Annotated in this window: 21 protein-coding genes and 1 tRNA gene; 8 read left to right on the top strand and 14 right to left on the bottom strand. The window is 66.7% G+C overall.

The features are described from left to right. Positions 1-2: 2 nt before the first annotated feature. Positions 3-1,598, bottom strand: a complete 1,596-nt coding sequence (ggt, locus tag HV798_RS12735; RefSeq protein WP_217481169.1) for a gamma-glutamyltransferase — start codon at positions 1,596-1,598, stop codon at positions 3-5. 22 nt (positions 1,599-1,620) lie between these two features. After that, positions 1,621-2,607 (bottom strand): Bug family tripartite tricarboxylate transporter substrate binding protein, encoded by a 987-nt coding sequence (locus HV798_RS12740; protein WP_175192791.1) that lies wholly within the window; start codon positions 2,605-2,607, stop codon positions 1,621-1,623. Between the two features lie 233 nt (positions 2,608-2,840). Here HV798_RS12740 and HV798_RS12745 point away from each other — a divergent pair, with 233 nt between their 5' ends. Then, positions 2,841-3,497, top strand: a complete 657-nt coding sequence (locus HV798_RS12745) for a GntR family transcriptional regulator (protein ID WP_025137765.1) — start codon at positions 2,841-2,843, stop codon at positions 3,495-3,497. 86 nt (positions 3,498-3,583) lie between these two features. Here HV798_RS12745 and HV798_RS12750 read toward each other — a convergent pair whose 3' ends face one another. Further along, positions 3,584-4,465 (bottom strand): DMT family transporter, encoded by an 882-nt coding sequence (locus HV798_RS12750; protein WP_175192878.1) that lies wholly within the window; start codon positions 4,463-4,465, stop codon positions 3,584-3,586. A 38-nt stretch (positions 4,466-4,503) separates the two neighbouring features. Between HV798_RS12750 and HV798_RS12755 the strand changes: the two genes are divergently transcribed. After that, positions 4,504-5,073 carry a helix-turn-helix domain-containing protein gene (locus HV798_RS12755; RefSeq protein WP_175192790.1) on the top strand — a complete coding sequence of 190 codons (570 nt, stop codon included), beginning with the start codon at positions 4,504-4,506 and terminating at the stop codon, positions 5,071-5,073. A gap of 51 nt (positions 5,074-5,124) precedes the next feature. Here the strand turns inward: HV798_RS12755 and HV798_RS12760 are convergent, their stop codons facing one another. Genes HV798_RS12760 through HV798_RS12770 form a run of 3 tightly spaced genes read right to left on the bottom strand, consistent with a single transcriptional unit; the run spans position 5,125 to position 7,942 of the window. Beyond that, entirely contained in the window at positions 5,125-5,913 is a 789-nt protein-coding gene (locus HV798_RS12760) for a deaminated glutathione amidase (protein WP_175192789.1), read from the bottom strand. Between the two features lie 42 nt (positions 5,914-5,955). Next, positions 5,956-6,909 (bottom strand): substrate-binding domain-containing protein, encoded by a 954-nt coding sequence (locus HV798_RS12765; protein WP_175192788.1) that lies wholly within the window; start codon positions 6,907-6,909, stop codon positions 5,956-5,958. Between the two features lie 55 nt (positions 6,910-6,964). After that, positions 6,965-7,942, bottom strand: a complete 978-nt coding sequence (locus tag HV798_RS12770; protein WP_175192787.1) for a Bug family tripartite tricarboxylate transporter substrate binding protein — start codon at positions 7,940-7,942, stop codon at positions 6,965-6,967. A 149-nt stretch (positions 7,943-8,091) separates the two neighbouring features. On the opposite strand from HV798_RS12770, the gene HV798_RS12775 reads away from it, so the two are divergent. After that, positions 8,092-9,069, top strand: coding sequence for a LysR family transcriptional regulator (locus HV798_RS12775; protein WP_232786537.1), 978 nt, complete (start codon positions 8,092-8,094; stop codon positions 9,067-9,069). On the opposite strand, the gene HV798_RS12780 is transcribed toward HV798_RS12775, so the two are convergent. From HV798_RS12780 to HV798_RS12790, 3 genes are all read right to left on the bottom strand, one after another. After that, the gene (locus tag HV798_RS12780; RefSeq protein WP_175192786.1) at positions 9,066-11,474 is read right to left on the bottom strand and encodes a TonB-dependent siderophore receptor; all 2,409 of its coding nucleotides are present in this window, start codon (positions 11,472-11,474) and stop codon (positions 9,066-9,068) included. The genes HV798_RS12775 and HV798_RS12780 overlap by 4 nt on opposite strands. An 89-nt stretch (positions 11,475-11,563) precedes the next feature. Continuing rightward, on the bottom strand, positions 11,564-12,577 hold the full coding sequence (locus HV798_RS12785; RefSeq protein ID WP_175192785.1) for a FecR family protein: 1,014 nt from the start codon (positions 12,575-12,577) through the stop codon (positions 11,564-11,566). Continuing rightward, positions 12,574-13,092, bottom strand: a complete 519-nt coding sequence (locus HV798_RS12790; RefSeq protein ID WP_175192784.1) for a sigma-70 family RNA polymerase sigma factor — start codon at positions 13,090-13,092, stop codon at positions 12,574-12,576. Before HV798_RS12790 ends, HV798_RS12785 begins: the two co-directional genes overlap by 4 nt. 298 nt (positions 13,093-13,390) lie before the next feature. Here HV798_RS12790 and HV798_RS12795 point away from each other — a divergent pair, with 298 nt between their 5' ends. Next, positions 13,391-14,662, top strand: coding sequence for an MFS transporter (locus HV798_RS12795; RefSeq protein WP_175192783.1), 1,272 nt, complete (start codon positions 13,391-13,393; stop codon positions 14,660-14,662). A gap of 84 nt (positions 14,663-14,746) precedes the next feature. Here the strand turns inward: HV798_RS12795 and HV798_RS12800 are convergent, their stop codons facing one another. The 3 genes from HV798_RS12800 to HV798_RS12810 form a co-directional block, all read right to left on the bottom strand. After that, entirely contained in the window at positions 14,747-15,619 is an 873-nt protein-coding gene (locus HV798_RS12800) for an NAD(P)-dependent oxidoreductase (protein WP_175192782.1), read from the bottom strand. A 123-nt stretch (positions 15,620-15,742) separates the two neighbouring features. After that, the gene (locus HV798_RS12805; protein WP_175216453.1) at positions 15,743-16,450 is read right to left on the bottom strand and encodes a fumarylacetoacetate hydrolase family protein; all 708 of its coding nucleotides are present in this window, start codon (positions 16,448-16,450) and stop codon (positions 15,743-15,745) included. Between the two features lie 156 nt (positions 16,451-16,606). Then, the gene (locus tag HV798_RS12810) at positions 16,607-17,509 is read right to left on the bottom strand and encodes a helix-turn-helix transcriptional regulator (RefSeq protein ID WP_175192780.1); all 903 of its coding nucleotides are present in this window, start codon (positions 17,507-17,509) and stop codon (positions 16,607-16,609) included. A 170-nt stretch (positions 17,510-17,679) separates the two neighbouring features. On the opposite strand from HV798_RS12810, the gene HV798_RS12815 reads away from it, so the two are divergent. Further along, a complete protein-coding gene (locus HV798_RS12815; RefSeq protein WP_025137751.1) occupies positions 17,680-18,108 on the top strand; it encodes a PaaI family thioesterase in 429 nt (142 codons plus the stop codon). Positions 18,109-18,118: 10 nt separating this feature from the next. On the opposite strand, the gene HV798_RS12820 is transcribed toward HV798_RS12815, so the two are convergent. Continuing rightward, on the bottom strand, positions 18,119-19,576 hold the full coding sequence (locus HV798_RS12820) for a phospholipase D-like domain-containing protein (RefSeq protein WP_175192779.1): 1,458 nt from the start codon (positions 19,574-19,576) through the stop codon (positions 18,119-18,121). A gap of 271 nt (positions 19,577-19,847) precedes the next feature. Here HV798_RS12820 and HV798_RS12825 point away from each other — a divergent pair. After that, positions 19,848-19,923: transfer RNA gene (locus HV798_RS12825), tRNA-His, on the top strand. Between the two features lie 65 nt (positions 19,924-19,988). Here HV798_RS12825 and HV798_RS12830 read toward each other — a convergent pair. Then, the gene (locus tag HV798_RS12830) at positions 19,989-20,645 is read right to left on the bottom strand and encodes a response regulator (protein ID WP_175192778.1); all 657 of its coding nucleotides are present in this window, start codon (positions 20,643-20,645) and stop codon (positions 19,989-19,991) included. A 368-nt stretch (positions 20,646-21,013) separates the two neighbouring features. Between HV798_RS12830 and HV798_RS12835 the strand changes: the two genes are divergently transcribed. Beyond that, positions 21,014-21,562 (top strand): fimbrial protein, encoded by a 549-nt coding sequence (locus HV798_RS12835; RefSeq protein ID WP_175192777.1) that lies wholly within the window; start codon positions 21,014-21,016, stop codon positions 21,560-21,562. A 128-nt stretch (positions 21,563-21,690) separates the two neighbouring features. Continuing rightward, positions 21,691-22,458: a fimbrial biogenesis chaperone gene (locus tag HV798_RS12840; protein ID WP_175192776.1), complete on the top strand. Its 768-nt coding sequence runs from the start codon at positions 21,691-21,693 to the stop codon at positions 22,456-22,458. Positions 22,459-22,462: the final 4 nt, after the last annotated feature.

The raw sequence follows: 22,462 nt of genomic DNA on the forward strand, positions 1-22,462 counted from the left end.
TTTTAGAACCCGACCGCCTGTCCGTCGCGGCGCGAGTCCGACGCTGCCAGGTAGCCGCCCTGCGGCAGCCGGCAGATCAGCTGGGCTGAGCCGAATTCCAGGCTGTCGGCCGGCGCCACCGCGACGTTGTGGCCGCGTTGGCGCAAGGTTTGCACCACGTCGTCTGGCAGGTGCGCCTCGACATTGACTACCGGGCCTTTCTCGACCCGGAAGCGCGGCGCATCGCTCATGGCCTGCGGGTTCTGGCCGAAGGCCGCCAGGCGCGTCACCATCTGCAGGTGGCCCTGCGCCTGCATCGATCCGCCCATGACGCCGAACGACATCACCGGTTCGCCGCCGCGCGTGACGAAGGCGGGGATGATGGTGTGCATCGGCTTCTTGCGCGGCGCGACCTGGTTGGCGTGGCCGGGCGTCAGCACGAAGTTCAGGCCACGGTTGTGCAGGCTGATGCCGGTGCCCGGCACCACCACACCCGACCCGAAGCCGTGGTAGTTGGACTGGATGAACGACACCATGGTGCCGCTGGCATCGGCGGCGGTCAGGTAGACCGTGCCGCCGGTGGCGGGCGTGCCGGCCACCGGCACGGCGGCGCGGTCCATCGAGATCAGGCGGGCGCGCTCGGCCAGGTAGGCCGGGTCGAGCAGGGCGCGCGCATCGGTGCGCATGTGGCGCGGGTCGGCGACGTGATGGTGCAGGTCGGCGAACGCCAGCTTCATGGCCTCGATGCTGACGTGGTAGTAGTCGGCGCTGTCGCGGCCCATCGATTCCAGGTCGAACTGTTCCAGCATGCCCAGCGCCATCAGCGCCGAGATGCCCTGGCCGCTGGGCGGGATTTCGTGCAGCGTGTAGTCGCGGAACGACTGCGAGATCGGCTCGACCCATTCCGGGCGATGTTCGGCCAGGTCGTCGGCCGTCAGCGCGCCGCCCGAGCGGGCCGCGAAGTCGGCGATCCTGGCGGCCAGCGCGCCGCGGTAGAAGCTGTCGCCGCCGCTTTCGGCGATCTCGCGCAAGGTGCGGGCCTGGTCAGGAAAGCGCCACCATTCGCCAGGCAACGGCGCCCGGCCTTGCGGCAGGAAGGCCTCGGCAAAGCCCGGCTCATTGGCCAGCTTGGGCATCTGGTTGGCCCATTGGCGGGCAATGGTGGGGCTGACGGGAAAGCCGTTCTCGGCGTAGGCGATGGCCGGTTCGAACAGCGTGGCGAACGGCAGCTTGCCGAAGCGGTCCGACAGGGCCTTCCAGCCCGCCACCTGGCCCGGCACGGTGACCGTGCCCCAGCCCGTGGCCGGCATGGCCTCGCGTCCGGCGAAGTACTCGGGCGTCCAGGCGGCCGGCGCGCAGCCGCTGGAATTCAAGCCATGCAACCGCCCTTCGTGCCAGACCAGCGCGAACATGTCGCCGCCGATGCCGTTCATCACGGGTTCGACGACGGTCAGCGCGATGGCGGTGGCGATGGCGCTGTCCACGGCATTGCCGCCCGCCAGCAGCATGCGCAGCCCGGCTTGCGCCGCCAGCGGCTGGCTGGTGGCGACCGCGTTGGCGGCCAGCACCGGCATTTTTCGGGAAGCGTAGGGGAAAGACCAATCGAAGGGGGAAGACATGGGCAAGGTTTTCTAAGAAGGTTTACTGCGGCGTGATGCCGGCCTGGTCGATCAGTTGCTTGGTGCGCGGGATTTCGGCCTTGATGAAGGCGGCGAATTCCTCGCGGCTGCCGCCCCGGGGCTCGGCGCCGGCTTCGGCCAGCTTACCGCGCAGCACGGGGTCTGCAAGCACCTTGTTGACGGCGCGGTTCAGCTTGTCCAGCACCGGGGCCGGGGTGCCTTCGGGCGCCACCAGGCCGTACCAGGGGGCGATGTCGTAGCCGGCGTAGCCTTGCTCGGCGATGGTGGGAATGTCCGGCGCCAGCGCCGAGCGCTGCGAATTCGACATGCCCAGCGCCAGCAGCGCGCCGCTCTTGACCTGCGGCAGGCCGGTCATGATGGTGTCGAAGTACATCGACACCTGGCCGCTCAGCAGCGCCGGAATGGCTTCGCCTGCGCCCTTGTACGGTACGTGCAGGATGTCGATGCCGGCCACCGACTTGAGCATTTCGCCGGCCATGTGCGACGTGGTGCCCGTGCCGAACGAGGCATAGGTCAGCTTGCCGGGGTTGGCGCGGGCGTAGGCCACCATTTCGGGCAGCGTCTTGAACGGCTGCTGCGGATTGGCCAGCAGGATGTTGGGCGTGTAGGCCACCATCGACACCAGCGCGAAGGCGTCCGGGTCGTAGGCCAGGCGTTTCTGCAGGAAGCGGTTGGTGACGATGGCGGCCGGGCCGCCCATCAGCAGCGTGTAGCCGTCGGGGGCCGAACGCGCCACCGAGGCGCTGCCGATCGCGGCGGCGGCGCCGGGGCGCGCTTCCACCACGAAAGGCTGGCCCAGTTCGGTGGACAGCGCCGCGCCCAGCTGGCGCGAAATCAGGTCGGTGGCCGACCCGGCCTGGAACGGCACCACGATGCGCACCGGATGCTGCGGCCAGTCGGTGGCGGCGGGGGCGCTTTGGGCGCCCGCCTGGGCGGTGAAGGCCAGGGCGGCGGCGCAGCCCAAGGCCCGGATGAGACGAAATTGCATGGATTCCCCTTGATCGTCAGGTAGTCAGGCTATCTGGCCAGACGGTTGCGCCGGACGGGTCTGTCGCCCGTTGCGGTTGCGGCGGGCGCGCACGGCCGGCGCGCCAGGACTGGATTTGACGCGACCCGGCCGGATGCGGCCATAGGGATTTGCATCCATGGATCATTGGATCCAATTTGTGTTATTTTTGCGTTTATCTATCATGGCGGCTTTGCGAAACCCCGGGGACGAAGATGCTGCAATTCCAGAAGACAGCCGTCAGCGCCGAAGAAGAGGCGTACCTGCACCTGCAGCGTGAAATCCGGCTGGGCAATTACCCGCCCGGGCACCGGCTCGTCCCGGACGTCATCGCCAGCGAAATCGGCACCAGCCGCATGCCGGTGCGCGGCGCGTTGCGCCGGCTGGCATCAGAAGGCCTGGTGGACATCCGCGCCAATCGCGGCGCCGTGGTGCGCGGCCTGAACCAGCAGGAAATGCGGGAAGTCTTCGAAATGCGTTCGGTGCTCGAAGGCCTGGCCATGCGCAACGCCGTGCTGAACATGAGCGCCGAACACGTGCGCCGCCTGGCCAGCATGCTGGACCAGCTGGAACAAGGGTCGGGCGACTACCTGGACTGGACCACCGCGCATCGCGATTTCCACGAATACCTGTGCAGCTTCTGCCAGCAGCCGCGCCTGCTGCGCCAGATATCAGAACTGCATTCGGTGGTCGAACCCTATATGCGCCTGTGGGCCGCCCAGCCGGGCCGCGTGCTGCGGGTGCGCGAGTCGCACCAGGAACTGATCGACGCGCTGAAAACGCGCGATCCCGACCAGTGCGAAGCGGCGATGCGCCAGCATGTGTTGAATACCGTGCCGGCGTTGCAGGCGTTCCTGGAACAGGCGGGCTGATCGGACAGGGGCGACGGCCCCGGCGCCAAGACTCCGGCACCAGACGCCGGCACCAGACTCCGGCGCCAAGCTCGTCGCCGCCTCCGTCACGCTTCGCGCAGCTTGCGTTTCGGCTTGCGCTTGAACTTCACTTCACTGGCCAGCACCCCGGCCACGATCAGCGCGGCGCCCGCCAGCGCCAGCGCGGGCAGGCGGTCGCCCGCCAGCCGGCCGACGATGCCGCCCCACACCGGCTCGCCCGCATAGATCACGGTGGCGCGGGTGGGTGATACCGACTTCTGCGCCCAGTTCATCGTCAGCTGGATCACTGCGCTGGCCAGGCCCAGGCCGATGGCCGCGCCGGCCCACAGCCACGAGAACGCGGGCACGCCTTCGCCCAGCACCGGCATCAGCGCAAACGACACCAGCCCCGCCGTCAGCAACTGCACGGCGGTGACGCGGCGGCTGTCCACCGATTGGGCGAAATGGCCGATCAGGATGATCTCGGCGGCAATGGCCGCGGCGCCGGCCAGGGTGGCGATTTCGCCGGGGCTGAAATGCAGCGACCCGGCCTGGGGCCCGGCCAGCAGCACCAGGCCGGCGAAGGCCAGCGTCACGCCGACCCAGCTCATCAGGCCGGGCGGGCGCTTCTGCACCGCCCATTGCAACAGCGGCACGATTGGCACGTACAGTGCCGTGATGAACGCCGACTGGCTGCTGCTGATGGTGCGCAGTCCGACCGTCTGCAGGTAATAGCCCAGGAACAGCGCGCAGCCGATCGCGATGCCCGCGCCGGCCTCGTGCCGCGTCAGGCCCGCCATGTGCTTGCGAAACAGCAGCATCGACATCGCGCCGGCAATGGTGAAGCGCAGCCCCACGAAGAACAGCGGTCCGCTATGCTGCATGGCGATATGGATAATGAGGAAGGTGCTTCCCCACAGCATGGTGACCAGCACCAGGGCGATTTCCTGGCGCGACAGGGCGAACATCGATTTGGGCTTCACGGCAGACTTCAGGCGTCACTAATTTGAGCAATATACTGCACATTACGAATTCCGACAGCGATGTCCTCACCCACGTCGGGGCCAACCTGAAGCGGTTGCGCAAGGCGGCGGGCCTGAGCCAGACCGCGCTGGCCGATGCGTCCGGCATCAGCCGCCGCATGATCGCGGGGTTGGAAGCCGGTACGGCCAACATCAGCCTGTCCAGCCTGGACAAGCTGGCGCATGCGTTGGGAGTGGGGTTCGTGGACCTGGTCAGCGATCCGGCGCGAGAACGCCGCCGCATCGAGGCCCGCGCCTGGCGCGGCAAGCGGGCGGGCAGCCAGGCGGTGCTGCTGGGCGCGGCGCCGGCCAGTTGCGAAGCGCAGTTGTGGCTATGGGTGCTGGCGCCCGGCGAGACCTATGTGGCCGAGCCCGATCCGCCCGGCTGGCACGAAATGGTCTACGTCATGGAAGGCGCGCTGCAGCTGGAATTGTCGGGCGTGGCCCAGCAGGTGGCGGCCAACGATTTCGTCATCTACAGCAGCGCCCAGCCGTACGTGTACCGCAACGACGGCGAGTCGCCGCTGCGGTTTGTGCGCAATGTCTTGAGGTAGCGCGGCGCGGGCCCAGGCCGGGATTCGCGCCTGGAAACCTGCTGGCGATCGCTACGCCAGCTCCGGCCGCGCGAAGCGCCGGTTCTTCAGCACCGGCAGCACCTCGCGCGCATGGCGGATGCGCTCGGGGTCCAGGTCGGCGAACAGCAGCGTGGCCTGCTCGCCCGCCTGGGCGATCACCACCCCCAGCGGGTCCACCACCATGCTCGCACCGATGTTGCGCGGCCCGCATTCGCCCACCGCGGCCACGTAGCAGGTGTTTTCCAGCGCCCGCGCAGTGCTCAGCACCGCCCAGTGCGCTTCCTTCAGCGGCCCCTTGACCCAGGCCGACGGCACCACCAGCACGTCGGCGCCGTCCAGCGCCAGGCGGCGCGCCAGCTCGGGAAAGCGCAGGTCGTAGCAGGTCATCATGCCGACCTGCATGCCGGCCACCGGCACCAGCGGCGGCACATCCGACCCCGGCACCACGTTGACGGACTCCTGCATCGAAAACGCGTCGTACAGGTGCAGCTTGCGGTACTGGGCGATGATCTCGCCGCGGCGCAGCGCCACCTGCGTGTTCCAGACGCGGCCGCCGTCGGCCGGCGTATGCACGGTCATGATGACGGTCAGGTCCAGCGCACGCGAGGCATCCAGCAGTTGCGACAGGAACGGGCCGTCCAGCGGCTGGGCGGCGCGGCGCACCAGGTCGGGGTCGGCGATGTCGCGGGCCAGGATGCCTTCTGGCAGCACCAGCAGGTCGGCGCCGGCGGCGGCCGCGCGGCGGATCAGGTCCTGGCAAAGGCGGGCATTGTCTTCCCAGGTCGGATGGACGGCGAATTGCCCCAGGGCGATTTTCATGGCGATTCCTTGGCGGTGATGGGTTGACGCGTCGGCGGGCGTTCAGGACGCGTGCGGGAACAGTTCGGCCGGCGTCATGACGCGGTCGGCCAGCTGCTGCGCATGCAGTTCGGTGGCGAAGTCGGCGATCATCTTGCGGTTCGGTTCCAGCCCGTTGCGGTTCCAGCCGGCGGGCAGGTCGCGCGAGGTCTGGATCAATTCGTCCAGCATCCAGGGCGTGGTGTCGGCGTACTTGCGGCGCTTGTCCAGCCACATCGTGGCGGACGCGTCCAGCGCTTCGCTCAGTGCCTGCGCCACCCACGGGTGGGCCTCGGCCAGCGCGGGCTTGATGCCCAGCAGGTGAATGCCCGGCACGTAACCGACCTGATGGAAGTAATCCACCTCGCTGTCGCGGCAGGCCGGCAGCAGTTGGCGCAGGTCCGACCCGGCATCGAAGAAGCCGTCGGGCATGAACGGCGTGAACACGGCGTCCAGTTCGCCAGCGCGCAGCAGGTCCACCAGCGGCCGCTCGCCGGGCGCCGCCTCGATCACGCCGGGTCGGCCAAAGCCGCCCAGCCGGTCGGTGACGGGATGCGCCTCGGTCAGGCGGCCCACTTGCCAGAGGGCGTCGTCCACGCCGATGCCTACGCGCCGCAGCAGCGCGCGGGTCCAGGTGTTGCCCGAATCCTGCCAGCCCGTCATGCCGATGCGCGCGCCGGCCAACTGGTCCAGCCGGGTGATGCCGCTGGACCGCGCGGTGATGATGCAGCGGTGGCGAAAGCCGCGCATCAGGAAATGCGGCACGCCGACGATGTCGTGGCGGCCGCGGGCGCGGCCCAGGCTGTAGCGGCTCATCGACATCTCGCCCGCATCGAAGCGCGGGTCGCTGGCCAGGTCGTCGGGCAAAGTGCCGACGCGATGCACGTCCAGGTCGATGCCGGGGACGGTGACGTCGCCGAGTGCGAGCGGCACGATGTAATCCCAGTCGCGCACGGCGAGCCGGATCTTGATCTTCATGGGAGCAGTCCTCGCGGCCGGACGGCCGCGGTTCAGGGTAGGGAAACGGGGCCGTTCAATCCAGGCGGATGCCGCGGGCCTTGACGATGTCGCGCCAGAAGGTCTGCATGCCGACCTGCATCTTGAGCAGGTCATCGCCATACAGGTCCAGGATGTCGTTGCCCGAATTCAGGATGAACTCGCGCAGCGCCGGGGTCTTGAGCGCTTGCCGCAGGGCGCCCTGCAGCTTTTCCACCACCGCGGGCGGCGTGCCGGCCGGCGCATACAGCGCCGTCCAGCCGTACAGCGTCAGGCTGGGATAGCCCAGTTCGGCCACGGTCGGCACGTCCGGCGCGTCGGCCACGCGGGCGTCGCTGGTGGCGGCGATGGCCACCGTCTTGCCCGACTTCACGTAGGGCAGGGCGGACGACGGGGTATCGAACAGAATGTCGATGGTGCCGCCGATCAGGTCGGATTCGGCCGCCGCCGGCCCCTTGTACGGAATGTGCGACAGCTGGATGCCGGCCAGCTGGCTCAGCAGTTCGCCCAGCAGGTGCGGATTGGTGCCGGGGCCGGCGCTGCCGTAGGTGAGCTTGCCCGGTTCGGCCTTGGCGCGGGCGATCAGGTCCTGCACGCTGCGGATGCCCGACGCCTTGCTGGCTACCAGCACGAACGGCGAGCGCGAAATGATGCCGATCGGCGCGAAGTCCTTGTTCTCGTCGTACGGCAGCTTGCGGCTCAGCACGATGGGCAGCATCACCATCGCGCTGGACGCGCCGGCCAGCAGCGTATAGCCGTCGGGCGCCGCCTTGGCCACGGCATCCACGCCGATGGCCCCCCCTGCGCCCGAACGGTTTTCCACCACGAAAGACTGCCCCAGCTGCTCGCCCATGGCCTTGCTGACGGCGCGCGCCAGCACGTCGGACGACGCGCCGGGCAAGGTGTGGACGATCACCTTGACGGGTTTGGACGGGTAGGCGTCTGCGGCCTGCGCCCCGCCGGCCAGTCCCAGGCTAAGCGCGGCCGCGGCGGCCAGTCGGTGTACTGCGTTCATGGAATTCCCCTTGCTGTTTTTACGACGGCGCCATCATCGAGCGCCATCGGCAGGGCCATTGTCAGGACGAGGGGTAATGTGCGTCAATGTCGAAATTCGGCGTAAAACTTGCATATCTCGCAACTGTCTGGAGGCGCATCTTGAACTTCATGGCCCTGGAGGCGCTGCGCGCCTTTGTCGAAGGCGGCAGCATTGCCGAGGCGTCGCTGCGCATCCATCGCAGCGCGTCGCAGGTCAGCCGGCTGCTGGCGACGCTGGAAGAAGAAGCGGGCTTTCCGCTGCTGGTCAAGGAAGGGCGGCGGCTGTCCCTGACCGAGCAGGGCCAGGGCTTTTACCAGCGCATCGACGAGATGCTGCGGGCCGGCGACGCCGTCACCGAATACGCCCGCGGCGCACGGCGCAAGAACCGCACCCACGTCAACGTGCTGGTGGCCCAGCACCTGATCGAAGGCCTGCTGGTCGAGGCCGTGGCCCGCGCGGTGCAGGAAGACAACGCCTTCGGCGTCACCATCAATGCGCGCATGCCGCCCAATGTGGATGCCTGGATCAGCCAGCAGCATTTCGACCTGGCGTTGGCGCAGTTGCCGGTCGAACACGCGTTGCTTACCACCGAAGTGCTGGCCGAATCGCGCGCCGTCGCCATTCTGGGGCCCGACGATCCGCGTGCGGCGCAGGCGGTGATCACGCCGCAGATCCTGGGACAGGGCCGCTTCATCGGGCTGCCGCTGCGCGGCGCGCTGTATCACCGCTACGCACGCGCGTTTGCCAAGGTCGGCTACCAGCCCGAGGCCCAGTTCGATGTGTCGTTCGGCTTCATCGCCTGCCAGTTGGCGGTGCGCGGCTGCGGCGCGGCGCTGAGCGATCCGCTTACCGCGCTGACCCAGACGCATCTGGGGGCGCAGATACGGCGCTTCGAACCCGAAACGCCGTTGCAATACGGGCTGATCTACCCCAAGGCGCGCCCGCCGTCGCCCGCCGCGCAATTGCTGATCCGGCATCTGCGGGCGGTGGCGGCGGAAAAGCTGCAAAGCGTGGATGCGCTGCTTGCCGCCGCGCCGGGGCAGGCCAGGCCGAAAGCGCCACGCGGCGCGCGGCGCGGGGCCGCTGCCTCAGGTTCCGTGCGTTAGAACTCGTATTTCAGCGTCGCCACGACATTGCGTTCTTCGCCGTAGTAGCAGTAGTTCAGGCTGGCGCACGAGGCCACGTAGGTCTTGTCCAGCAGGTTGTTGGCCGCGACCCGCACGCTCATGCCCTTGAGCGAGGACGACAGCCGGCCCAGGTCGTAGCGCACCGACATGTCCAGCAGCGTGTACGCCGGCACCTTCAGCGTGTTGGCGTTGTCGGCCCAGCTGGTGCCCACATAGCGCACGCCGGCGCCCACGCCCAGGCCGTTGTCGAACTGGTAGTCGCCCCACACCGACGCCATGTGGCGCGGCGCCTGATAGGGCGTCTTGCCCGCCAGGCCCTCGGCCGACTCGCGGTAGCTCATGTCGGTGAAGGTATAGGCGGCCAGCATCGTCAGGTTGTCGGTCAGGCGGGTCTTGCCTTCCAGCTCGATCCCGCGTGAACGCACCTTGCCCGCCGCGGTGTAGTAGGTCTGCGCCAGCACGCGGTTGGCGACGTTGTCCTGCGTCAGGTCGAAGACGGCCAGCGTCACCATGTTCTCGGTGCCCGGCTGCTGGTATTTCACGCCCACTTCGTACTGCTTGCTCTGGGTCGGGGGCAGCAGGTTGCCCTGGCGGTCGACATAGGCGTTGGGGTTGAACGATTCGCTGTAGCTCACATACGGCGACACGCCGTTGTCGAACAGGTAGACCAGCCCGCCGCGCTTGGTGAACTTCGAGCCGTTCCAGTTCTTGTCCGACAGGTAGGCGCCGGTGCGGCTCGAATCCGTGGTGCGCACGTCGTCCTGGCGGCCGCTCAGCGTCAGGCGCCAGCGGTCGTAGGCCAGTTGGTCCTGCAGGTAGAAGCCGGTCTGCTCCAGCTTGCGGTCAAAGAACGTGCGGCTGGTGATCTGCACGTCGCCATTGGCATAGTCGGGGTGGAACGCATCCAGATTCGACGCCGAACCCGAATCCCAGCGGCCATCGGCGTGGCGATGCTGGTAGTCCATGCCCAGCAGCAGCGTGTGCTTGACCGCGCCGGTTTCAAAGCTGCCCTGCAACTGGTTGTCGATGGCGAAGGCGCTGAGCGTTTCGCGGGCGCCCGAGTAATAGCGCGTCAGCTCGGTATCGTTGGCCCAGCCATAACCGTAGACCTGCTTGAGGCGCACGTCGGACGACACGTAGCGCGCGTTCTGGCGGAACGTCCAGCGGTCATTGAAGCGATGGTCGAACTGGTAGCCGAAGATGCGCTCGTTGCGCTTGAACTGATTGTCGTCCGGGTCCGAATCCACGAAGTGGCGCGAAATGCGCTGGCCGGCGTGGTCGTTGGTGATGCTGGCGTCGGCCGGCACGCCGCTATGGAAGCCGCCGCTGGGGTCGCGCTGCAGGTAGGCCTGCAGCAGCAGGCTGGTGTCGGGCGTGAACTTGAACATCACCTGCGGCGCGATCGCGTAACGCTCTTCGCGAGTGTTGTCGAACTGCGTGTCGGTGGACCGGCCCAGGCCGGTCACGCGGTAGGCCACCTTGCCGTTGTCGTCCACCGGGCCGGCCAGGTCGAAGCCCGCGCTTTTCTGGCCCTGCGTGCCGTACGACACCTCCACCGAGCGATACGGTTCGAACAGCGGGCGCTTGCTGGTCAGCTGCACCAGGCCGCCCGGCGCGCTGCGGCCGAACAGCACCGACGACGGGCCGCGGAACACGTCGATGCGCTCGACGAAGTACGGGTCGATCTGGATCGAACTGAACGTGCCCGAATCGCTCAGCAGCTTCAGGCCGTCGTAGATGGTGTTGTCGGTGCTGTTCTCGATGAAGCCGCGCAATGCCACGTAGTCGTAGCGGTCGGCCGCGCCCACCAGGCCGGTGAAGGCGCCCGGCGTGTAGCGCAGCGCTTCGGACACGCTGCGCGGCTTCTGTTCGTCCAGCTGTTCGCGGGTGATGACCGACACCGATTGCGGCGTTTCGATCAGGGCCGTGTCGGTCTTGGTGGCGCTGGAACTGGTCGAGGCCAGCAGGCCCGCGGTCGGGTCCAGCGCGCCGGGCACTCCCTGGCCGCTGACGCGCACCGCCGGCAGCGTGGTGGCGCCGGGTTGCGGCTGCGGGGTCAGCAAATAGCCGCCCGCGGTGCGGGTGGCGGCGAAACCGGTGCCGGCCAGCAACGCGCGAAAACCTTCGTCCACCCGATAGCGGCCGCGCAGGCCCGGCGTGGTCAGGCCCTGGATGCGGCTGGCGTCCACCGAGATCGCCACGCCCGCCTGCTGGGCATAGCGGTTCAGTGCCGGCGCCAGCGGCCCGGCGGGTATGTCGTACTGCAATGCGGCGTCGGTCTGCTGCTGCGCGTGGGCGGGCAGGGCGGTGGCGCCTCCCAGGGCGGCAAGCGCCAGGCAAAGCGCCAGCGGTGTCAGTCGGTGGGTCAGGGTCGGCAAGGGCATAGCGGGTTCCGTGTGCGTGAGTGTCCTGATTGCTATGACGCGCCACGCGGAAAAAGCGGAACCGTTGCAGCGAACAAAAGTGAAAAAAGTCAGCGGGCGGGCGCCACCCGGTCGATCATGACCAGCCAGGGTGTCAAGGTGCGCACCCGGATCGGGAAGCTGCTGGCCAGCAATTGCAGCGCGCGCTCGGGGTCGTCCAGCGGCAGCACGGCATTGACCTGCAAGCCGGCCAGCGCCTCGCGGTCGATGCGCACGACGCCCGGCCGATAGCGCGCCAGGGTATCGAGCACGTCGGCCAGCGGCTGGTCCTGCACCACCAGGCGGCGGTACTTCCAGGCGTCTTCCAGCGCGGCCGCGTCCACGGCCGTCGGTTCGCCCAGGCCCTGTGCGGTGATGCGCAAGGCCTGCCCGGCCGACACCTCGCGCCCCGCGCCGCCCGCCGCTTGCCGCGGGGTGGCCAGCACCTTGGATTCCAGCATGGTCAGCACGGTCACGCCGGCCTCGGCGTGCACCACGAAGCGGGTGCCCAGCGCGCGCACCGTGCCCTCGGCCGTGCGCACCGTGAACGGTCGGGCGGCATCCTTGGCGACTTCGACCAGAATGTCGCCGCGCACCAGTTCCACCTCGCGGCGCTGCGGATCGAAATGCAGGTTGAGCGCCGTGCCCGGTTCGAGCGTCACGCGGCTCTGGTCCGACAGGACGTGCGTCTGCCACTGGCCGGCGCCGCTGCGCATGTCGGCCAGCAGATACGAAGAAGGATAGAAATGCAGGAACACCGCCAGCGGCGCGGCCAGCACGCCCGCCAGCGCCAGGGCGGCCATGGCGCGGCGCACGCGGCGCCGCCGACCGGCTGCCCAGCCCGCCTTCAAGCCCGCGTGCAGCGGCTGCGTCTGCCCCGCTGCATCGTCGCGCAGGGCACCCAGCTGCGCCAGCACGGATTCCATGCGTCGCGCGGCAGCTTCGTGCTGCGGATGCTCGCGCTTCCAGGCGTCAAAGTCCGCCCGCAGCCGCTCGCGTTCGGCCGGACTGGCATCGTCCTCGGTCAGGCGCAGCAGCCACTGGGCCGCTTCGTGTGCGATGGACGGCGTGCCGGCCGCGCTCATGCCTGCACCTGCTCATGGCAATGCACCAGCGCCGCCACCAGGTACTTGCGCACCATGCGGTCGGACACGCCCAGCGTCGCCGCAATCGCGGCGTGGGTCTCGCCATCCAGGTAGTGCAGCAGGAACGCCTGGCGCGGCCGTTCGGCCAGCCCGTCCAGGATGGCGCTGATCTGCGCCAGCGCCTGCGAGGTCATCAGGATCTGTTCCGGCGACGGCGCGCCCGGCTGGTCGCGCAGCGCCAGGCTCAGTTCGGCCAGGTAGGCGGCTTCGACCTCGCGGCGACGGGCCTGGTCGATGATCAGCCGGCTGGCCGTGACCGATAGATAGGCGCGTGGCTCGTTGACCGCGGCCAGCGCATCGCGCGACGCCAGGATGCGTGCAAAGGTGTCGTGCGCCAGGTCGGCGGCGTTGTGCGGGCAGCCCAGCTTCTTCTTCAGCCAGCCCAGCAGCCAGCCGCCGTGGTCGACATACCAGGCATGCAGGTCGGGATCGGGGCGGGACGCGGCCGTGGGCATCGAAAACGCGCAGAGGCGGGTGGGAAAAGAGCCGCCTGGGCAGCCGTTCGGGAAGGGGTTTGGTAATGAAAATAACACTCAATTATATTTGGTCCGCCGAAAATTGCGAACCCGGCGCCCGCCGACCGGTCACCGGACAGCTTGTTGCCGCCGCCGCCCGCAGCCCATATAGCCGGGAGTAATATGGCGCGTCTGGCGGCCGGCTTCCGTTTGCGCGCATCCCCTGCGATGTCTGAAATCTTGAAGCGCCCCGGGCGACAAGAATTCACCAATAAAAAGACATCAAGGAGCGAGGCAAGTGGAGAGGCAAGAATCAGGCGGCTGGTATTTCGGCTGGAACATCGTCGGCGCCGCCACGGTGCTCACCCTGTTGACGGTGGGCCTGCGCATGGGCATCGGGCCGTTTTTCCTGCCCATGGCCGACGGCCTGGGTTTTTCGCGCAGCCTGCTGTCGGGCATCGTCGCGGTAGGCATGCTGTGCTATGGCCTGGGCATGCCGCTGGCCGGCTACCTGGTCAGCACGCGCGGCACCCGCTTTGTGCTCTTGACCGGCACGGCCATCGTGGTGGCCTCGTCCATCTGGACCGTGTTCGCGCGCGGCCCCATCGAATTCCTGCTGGCCTTCGGCGTGGCGCTGTCGATCGGCCTGGCCTTCACCAGTCCCGTCGCGCTCACCCCCGTGATCAGCCGCTGGTTCACGCGCCAGCGCGGCATGGCGCTGTTCTTCCTGTCCACCGGGTCCATGGCGGGCATCGCGCTGATGACGCCCACGCTCACCTTTGCGATCTCGGCCGTGGGCTGGCAGGAAACCCTGCTGGGCTTTGCCGTGCTGTTCGCGCTGCTGAATGTGCCCGTGGCCCTATTCGTCATGCGCGACCAGGCGCCCGAACACACCGACCTGCTGCCGCACCAGATCGTCGAAAAAAAGGCCTCGGCCAAGACAGCCGCCAAGGCACCCGACGCCAAGGTCCGCGACGCCGTGCGCACGCTGCCGTTCTGGCAGGTGGCGCTGGGCCTGTTCGCCTGTGGCTTCAGCATGAACCTGCTCGGCACGCACGGCATGCCCATGCTGATGGATCATGGCTTTGACGCCACCACCAGTTCGCTGGGGATTGGCCTCATCGGGCTGGTCGCCATCTTCAGCACGCTGGTGCTGGGCCGCATGTCGGATCAGGTCGAGCGCCGCAACATCCTGGCCACCATCTACCTGGTACGCGGGCTGGGCTTCTTTGCGCTGGTCATGGTGGGCGCGCATTGGGAACTGTACCTGGCCGCCACCATCGGCGGCGTGGTCTGGGCGGGCAGCATCGCGCTGTCGTCCGCCATCCTGGCCGACGTCTACGGCGTGCGGTTGGTGGGTGTGCTGTACGGCCTGACCTACCTGGGCCACCAGGTCGGCGGCATGATCAGTTCGTGGCTGGGCGGGTGGGCCTTTGAACGGTTCCACACGCACTGGGTGGCGTTCGGCGCGGCCGGCGCCTTGCTGCTGCTGGCCGCGATCATCTCGATGCAACTGCCACGCCGCGGCGCCTTGCGCGTGGTGCCGGCGATGGCGGCGGGCCGGCCCTAGGCGGGCCTGGCTGGGCTTTGACCCATCGACCGGCGTTCAGCCGGCCTGCAGGCCCGGTCGATGACCGGGCCCTTTCTTTTCCGCTTAGCGGTCTTTCAGCAACGACACCAGTTCCGGCACGTAGCGGTCGCCGCCACCCTGGTCCACCGCCTGGTCATAGGTGTGCAGCACGGCCGCGCCGATCTCGCGCACCGCGCCGGCTTCCGCGGCCATGGTGTTGTAGTAAGACAGGTCCTTCTGCGCGTTCGACATGAAAAAGCGCAACGACGACGGGTCCTGTTCCAGCAGGTAGGGCTTCAGGCGCTCCAGCGCCACCCCGCCGCCGCCGCCCTTGGTCAGCACCTCGGCGAACACGGCCGGGTCGATGTCCGCGCGCAGCGCGCAGGCGGCCGCTTCGGACAGCAGCGCAATTGCGCCCAGCGACACGTAGTTGTGCAGCAGCTTCATGCGGTGGCCGGCGCCGATGGGGCCGGCATGCGTGATGTTTTCGGCAAAGCACGCCAGGATCGGCCGGCATTCCGCGAACAGCGCAGCATCGCCGCCCACCAACAGGTTCAGCCGGCCTTCGGCGGCCTCTTTCGGCGTGCGCGTCATGGGCGCGTCCAGGAAGCGGCCGCCGCGCTCCGTCACCGCCTCGGCCACCTTCAGGGTGGACGACGGGATGGCGGTCGAGCAATCAATGATGACGGTGCCCGGGCGCAGCCCTTCCAGCACGCCGCCCGGCGACAGCAGCACGGCTTCGACCTGCGGGCTGCCCGTGACGCACAGGATGATCACGTCCGCCTGCGCCGCCAGCGTCGCGCCGTCGGCGCAACTGGTGGCGCCCGCGGCCTTCAGGGCATCCAGGGGCTGGTTGCCCGGGTGTTCCAGCACGGTCAATGCGTGACCGTGCTTGACCAGATTGCTTGCAATGCCATGGCCCATCAGGCCGATGCCAACCATACCGATTTTCGCCATCTTCCACTGCTCCTGCCTCACGGGCGTTTGTTATGGCGTAAATCTTACTCTCAGATTTGCGGCGGCAGCGGCAGGGATGCCGATACGCGAGGCGGCTGGCGGGCCGCCCGCGCGACCGGCGCGTCAGACGATGCGGATGCTCAGTTCCGGCAGGCCGTCCACATGCGCGCGGATCACGTCGCCGCGCACCACCGGCCCCACGTTCTCGGGCGTGCCCGAATAGATCAGGTCGCCAGGGAACAGCTCGAACGCTTGCGACAGCCGCGAAATCTGCTCGGCCACCGACCAGATCATGTGGCTCAGCGTGGCCTGCTGCTTGCGTTCGCCGTTCACCGACAGCCAGATCTCGCCTTCCTGGTAGTGCCCCGTCTGGGCCACCGGGTGGATCGGCCCGATGGGGGCGGCATGGTCGAAGCTCTTGCCGATTTCCCATGGCTTCTTCTGGTCGCCCATGCCGCGCTGCAGGTCGCGCCGCGTCATGTCCAGGCCCAGCGCGTAGCCGTATACACATTGCAGCGCGTCTTCCGGCGCGATGTCGCGGCCGCCCTTGGACAGCGCCGCCACCAGTTCCACCTCGTAGTGGTAATTCTGGGTCAGGGGCGGGTAGGGGTGGTCCGTCACGCTGTCGGGCAGCACCACCTGGATCGCGTCCGTCGGCTTCTGGAAAAAGAACGGCGGCTCGCGCGTCGGGTCCGAACCCATCTCGATGGCGTGGGCCGCGTAGTTGCGGCCAATGCAGTAGATGCGCCGTACCGGAAAGCGCTGCGCGCTACCGGCGATGGGCACCGTGGTCTGGGCCACGGCAAAAGGGGTCTGGACGGGCTGGTTCATCGCGGGTCTCCTGAAGGTTGCGAGGGTTGCAGCCACTTTACGGTGGCCGCGCCCCGGCGCACTGGAGACGATTACGCAATCCCTGGACGATTCCGTGATTTGCCGGGTAGCGCCGTCCGAGTCCGCGTGAATCCACGCTTGGCGCGGCCGTCCGGCTCACCCGTCCGCGCTGCCCGCCCGCAGGCGTTCGCGGTATTCGGTGGGGCTGATGCCTTCCAGCTGGCGAAAACGGCGCGAGAAGTACGCCTCGTCCGCGAAGCCCGCCGCGTGCGCCACCTGGCTGACCTTGCGCGCCGAATGCGCCAGCAGGTCGCGGGCCAGCGCCATGCGGCGTTCGGCCACCAGTTCGGTGAAGGTCTTGCCGGTTTCCTTCTTCAGCAGATGCGCCAGGTAATTGGGCGACAGGAAAGCGGCCGCGGCCGCATCGTTCAGCGTCAGGTTTTCGGTGATGTGCGCGCCAATGTGCGCCAGCACGCGCTTGACGCTGCCGCGGCGGCTGCTGCCCGCATGGTGGCGCGCCATGTGCAGCAGGTCGGCTTCATGGCGCTCGCACACCAGGCCGATCAATTGCAGGATCAGCCCGCGGATCGTCGTCAGCGACCCAAAGCCGCGGCGCTGGTTTTCTTCGGTCAGGCGCTGGATCAGGTCCTGCACCTGCGCAAAACCGGCGTCGTCCAGCTCGAAATCCAGGTATTCCTGGAACAGAAAGGGCGCCAGCGCCGGCGCCTGTGATACCGGCACCTCTTCCAGGTCCAGCGGGTCCACCGTCAGTTCCGGCCACAGGAAGCGCTGCGCGAAATTGATGATCACGTAACGCGCGCCCGGCGGATGCGGCACCAGGTGCACCCGGTACGGCAGCACAAAGCTCAAGGAACCGCGCTTGAACGGGCGCACCGTGCCGCTGATGGTCTGGCGGGTATCGCCGTCCAGGTTCACCTGGATCTGAAAGTACTCGTGGCGGTGCGGCTGCTCGAGCGGCTCGCGCACCTGCTGCGCGCGGATATCGAAATCGAAATAGTCCGCGCGCTCGGCCATGCCGTAGGTCTTGATGGAGTTCATGCGTAAAACTGGGTGCCGGGCGGTTGATGGCCAGACTGTAGCGCCGGCGCGACGGCCGCGCCAGCCGGCGGCGATATTGTCCGTTCACCGGTCGCCCGACCGCTGCACCCGCGCGACACGGCCGGTTTGCGCTACCGTTGCAGGTTCCGCAGCGGATTTTCCCCTTTGCCATGACCGATTCCATTCCTACCGGCTTTGCGCCCTGGCGCCCCAGCAGCGCCTTCATGCAGCACCTGGACGATCTCAGCGGCTTCTACCGGCGCGCGGCCGACGACGTGCTGGCCCTGCGCGTGGGCCAGGTCCACGGCAACATGCACGGCATGGCGCACGGCGGCTTTCTGGCCACCCTGGCCGACAGCGCCCTGGGGTTCGTCATTGCCCACCAGTGCCAGGCCTCGGTCGTGACCGCCCAGATGTCGGTGGAATACCTGAACGCCGTCATGCCAGGTGACTGGCTCGAAGCCCACGTCACCATCGACAAGCGCGGCAAGCGGCTGATCTACGCCACCTGCCGGCTGCAGGTCGACGACCGCCTGGTGCTCAAGGCCAGCGCGGTCTTTGCGGTGCGCCAGGCCGCCACGCCGACGTCGGACGGTTGATCGGGCACGCCTACAGATACGGCGTGGCCAGCCAGATCACCTTGTTGCGCAGGCGCTTGGCGAATGGCGCCTGCTGCAGGGCTTCCAGCGTCTCGCGGCGCGCGTTGCCCACCAGCGCGTCGATCTTTGCGCCGATCCAGCGCGCCACGGTGGGGTCGTAGATTTCCGTATCCAGCTCGAAATTGAGCCGCAGGCTGCGCGGGTCCAGGTTCGACGAACCCACATAGGCCCAGCCGTCGTCCACCGTCATCAGCTTCGAATGGTCGAACATGCCTTGCGAGCGCCACACCCGGCACCCGGTGCGCACCACCTGGTCCAGCTGCGCCGTCATGGCGTAGTCCACCAGCCGCAGGTTGTTCTTGCCGGGAATCACGATGTCCACCACCACCCCGCGCCGCGCCGCCGTGGCCAGCGCGCCGATCAGCGGCTGGTCGGGCAGAAAGTAGGGCGACTGGATGCGCACGTGCCGCTGCGCCACCGCCAGCGCACCCAGCAGGATGCTGTGGGCGCTGCCCATCGCCCGGTCCGGACCCGACGGCACGCAGCGCATGGGCACATTGCCGTGCGGCGGCTGCGCGCTGGGGTCGAACCAGGGCGCAGCCGGTAGCGATTCGTGCGTCGTGAAATTCCAGTCGTGGGCAAACACCGACATCAGCTGCGTCACGATCGGCCCTTCCACCCGGAAATGCGTGTCCACATTGGTCGCCGCGCCCGACAGCGCCGTCACGAACGCCGCCCGCACATTCATGCCGCCGGTAAAGCCGATGCGCCCGTCCACCACCAGTACCTTGCGGTGGCTGCGCAGATTGGCGTAGGGCATGCGCAGCACGCCCAGCGGATTGGTCATGAAGCGCGCCACCGGCACCCCGCCGCGCGCCAGCATCCGCACGATCGGCGGGTGCGAATACTTGGACCCGATCGCGTCGATCAGCACCCGCACCTGCACGCCGCGCGCCTGCGCCTCGATCAGCGCCTGCCCCATCTCGCGGCCGATCGCGTCGTTGTCGAAAATGTAGCTCTGCATCGCCACCGCATGGCGGGCGCCGCGGATGGCCTGCAGCATCGCCGGATAGGCCTCGTCGCCACCGGCCAGCGGCTGCACGGTGTTGCCGCCCAGCAGCCGGAAGCGGCTGACCTGGTCGCCCAGCACCTTCAGCGACGCGAACTGCGGCCCCGAGATCGGCGCCACATCCACGCTGGGCGTCTCCACCAGGGCGGCATCCACCAGCATCGCCTCGTCGCGCTGCTGCGTCATCCGGGTCTTGCGGATCCGGTTGATCCCCGCCACGAAATAGGCCAGCGCGCCAAACAGCGGTGAAAACAGCGCCAGCCCGACCCAGCCGATGGCCGAGCGCACATCCTGCTTGGTCATGGCCGCATGCACCGCCGCGCCGGCCCCGGCAATCAAGCTGACACCGAACACCATGTGCGGCCAGTAGGCGATCAGTAATTCGTGTATGCGATCCATAGCGCCAGCGCGGGCGGGCCTCCGAAGGGTTGGTCCAAGGGGTGTTCCAAGCGGCAAGGATAGCAAGGCTGGCGGGCCCGCAACGGGGGGGCTGGCGGTAGTGCAGGGGCGCAGAACAGGTATTCAAACAGCCCGTTTTACACACGCGAAAAAAACGTGCTAGAATTCGGCCTCTTCGCTGTTGAACACATTGAAGCCGCAGGAAAAACACCCGCAAGGTGGGTGCTTTGAAAGCCAAGGCAGCAATGATTCAGCAGTAAAGAAACCAGTGGTGGCTGTAGCTCAGTTGGTAGAGTCCTGGATTGTGATTCCAGTTGTCGTGGGTTCGAGTCCCATCAGCCACCCCACCGAATTCAATGAAGAAAGGCGCCCAGGTCAAACCCGGGCGCCTTTTTTCATTGGTTTTTCTGTGTCAGATAGCGATGTTTTTGAGCAGCTTGTGTTCGAAGATGGCGCTGTACAAATCCGCATCATTGGCGAAGCCCAGCTTTTTCATTGCGGTGGTTTTCTGCGTGCTGATGGTCTTGATGCTGCGGCGTAGCTGTTCGGCGACTTTTCCTACGGGCAGCCCCGAGGCGCAGAGTCTCAGCACTTCCAGCTCCCGGGGTGATAAACGCTCGATCGGATGCGGATCAAGCCGGCTGCTTTTGTACGACTGCAGAATTTTTCGAATGATGGGTGAACAGTAAGGCTCATTGCCATCGAGTGCGTGCAACGCGTTCTCGATATGTTCGAACGAGTCCATTTTGCTCAGCAGTCCAGACACTTCCAACTCAAACATTCTGTGGATCAGCAGGGGGTTGTCGACCATCGTGAAAATTATGACTCGAATCTTCGGGTAACGGCGGCGCACGAAAGCGAGCAAGGCCAGGCCGTCGGGATATGAGCTGTTCGGCATTGAGTAATCTGCAATCAAGACGTCGCAGGTGTGCCTGGCCAGCACGTCCATCAGTTCCTTGCCATTGGAGGCTTGCGCCACCAGCTGACACCCGGGAAGCTGGCGAATGACTAGGCCAACTCCGGCCAAGATAATTGGATGATCATCAGCAATAACGAATTCGTATTTCACGGGACAACTCCGCCTGCTTATGGTGGGACACCCATCATGCTGCTGGCCGCGAGCGTATGTACGAAAATTATCGTTGTTTTCAGATTATTCCTATCGGTTGTTACATTGGCGCAGGCGTGGTGAAGGCGTCGATTTTGGCTTCCCAAGCATGTGGCGCCGCGCAGTTTAGGATTTCTCTTAGCTCAGCCGGTGGGTGGGCTGAACTATATTTTCGTTGCCGGTAAGCCCTTCAAGACAGCCAGGGCTGGCATCTGAAAATACCGAAAACAATCCCGGCCGCGCCGCAGCGGCGCTGTACGAAATGTGTCACCGGATTGAATATTCATCGGTATTTCCTTTGTCTGGATTCAACGGGGAAAAAATCGATCATGAAAAACTTCACGAAACGCTTGGTGATTGCAGTGGGCGTCAGTGGCGCCTTCGTTGACGGAACGGCGTTGGCCGCGGACGGCAATATCAGTTTCCACGGTCAGGTGAACGCCTCGCCCTGCGCCATTTCTCCGGTCAGCCAGAACATGACCATCAATATGGGAAGTTGGAACACCGCGTCGTTCACCGCCAAAGGCTCCAAGACCGTACCGGCCAAATTCACCATCGGCTTGTTGCGCTGCAGTGCCGACAAGACCGCGAGCGTGCGCTTCGATGGCATCTCCGACGCCGACGGCAATCTGCGGATCGGCGCGGGCGAAGTGATCTCCTCGGTCGCCAAGGGCATTGCGATTCAATTGCAGGACTCCGCTGGCGCTGCCATTCAGGTGGGCTCCAATTCCGGTGAATACAGTGTGCTTCAGGGTGACAACCACCTGCAGTTCCAGGCCGCCTACATTCAAACCGCCGACAGTCCGGTGGGTGGCGGCTCGGCGGTGACGGCAGGCACGGCCAACGCCACCGCGCAATTCACGGTCGCATACCAGTAAACCCGACGCCTCGGACGGCGTATTCTCCTGGCCGGTAGCCGGGCCGGCCAATCCCAATAACTGTCAGTGACTGCGCATTGCGATGCGCAGCGGGACGGCTATTGCCTGTTTATTAGGACAGAACCGACATGAACCAAGCTCGCCTTCTGATTTTCTGCGTTGCCTGGGGTTTTTTCTTTCCATTGATCAATACGGCAGCGGCCGCCGTGATGGTGGGAGGGACGCGGGTGGTATTTGAAGAAGCGAAACAGCAAGCTTCGGTTTCCATCAAGAATGACGACAAGACGCCGTACGTGGTTCAGGCCTGGATCGATGCGGGCGAGGGTAACAATCAGACCCCTCTTTTCGTCACGCCACCGCTGTCGCGCCTGGACCCCGGCAAGGAAAACATATTGCGCATCCTGCGTGCCGGGGATGGCATTCGCCCTGACCAGGAATCGGTTTACTGGTTGAACGTGAAGGAAATTCCGCCCAAGAGCTCGGCGGAAAACACGCTTCAGATCGCCATGCGCACTCGCATCAAGCTTTTCTACCGTCCATCAGGTCTGCCTGGGCAAGCAGATCGCGCGCCGTCTCAGTTGAGGTGGTCATTCGTGCCCGGCACGCAAGGCGGGCGGATGGCGCTCAGGATCGACAACCCTTCGTCGTATCACGTCACTATTGCCACGCTCAATATCGTCAGTGGGGCCGATCGGGAAGACTACAAGCCCGACATGATCGCGCCGTCGCAATCGTTGAACGTGCCGCTTAAATTCGCAGTGCGCAACGGGACCACCCGCGTCACTTACACAACGATCAACGACTTTGGGGCGATGACGCCGAAGACGTCGTTGGTGCTTGACGCACAGGGGCGTCTGGTCGCCGACGACTCGTCGACGGACGCGCCGGGGCGTTGAGCCG

The organism is Achromobacter deleyi (genome assembly GCF_902859705.1).
Classification (GTDB): domain Bacteria; phylum Pseudomonadota; class Gammaproteobacteria; order Burkholderiales; family Burkholderiaceae_B; genus Achromobacter; species Achromobacter deleyi.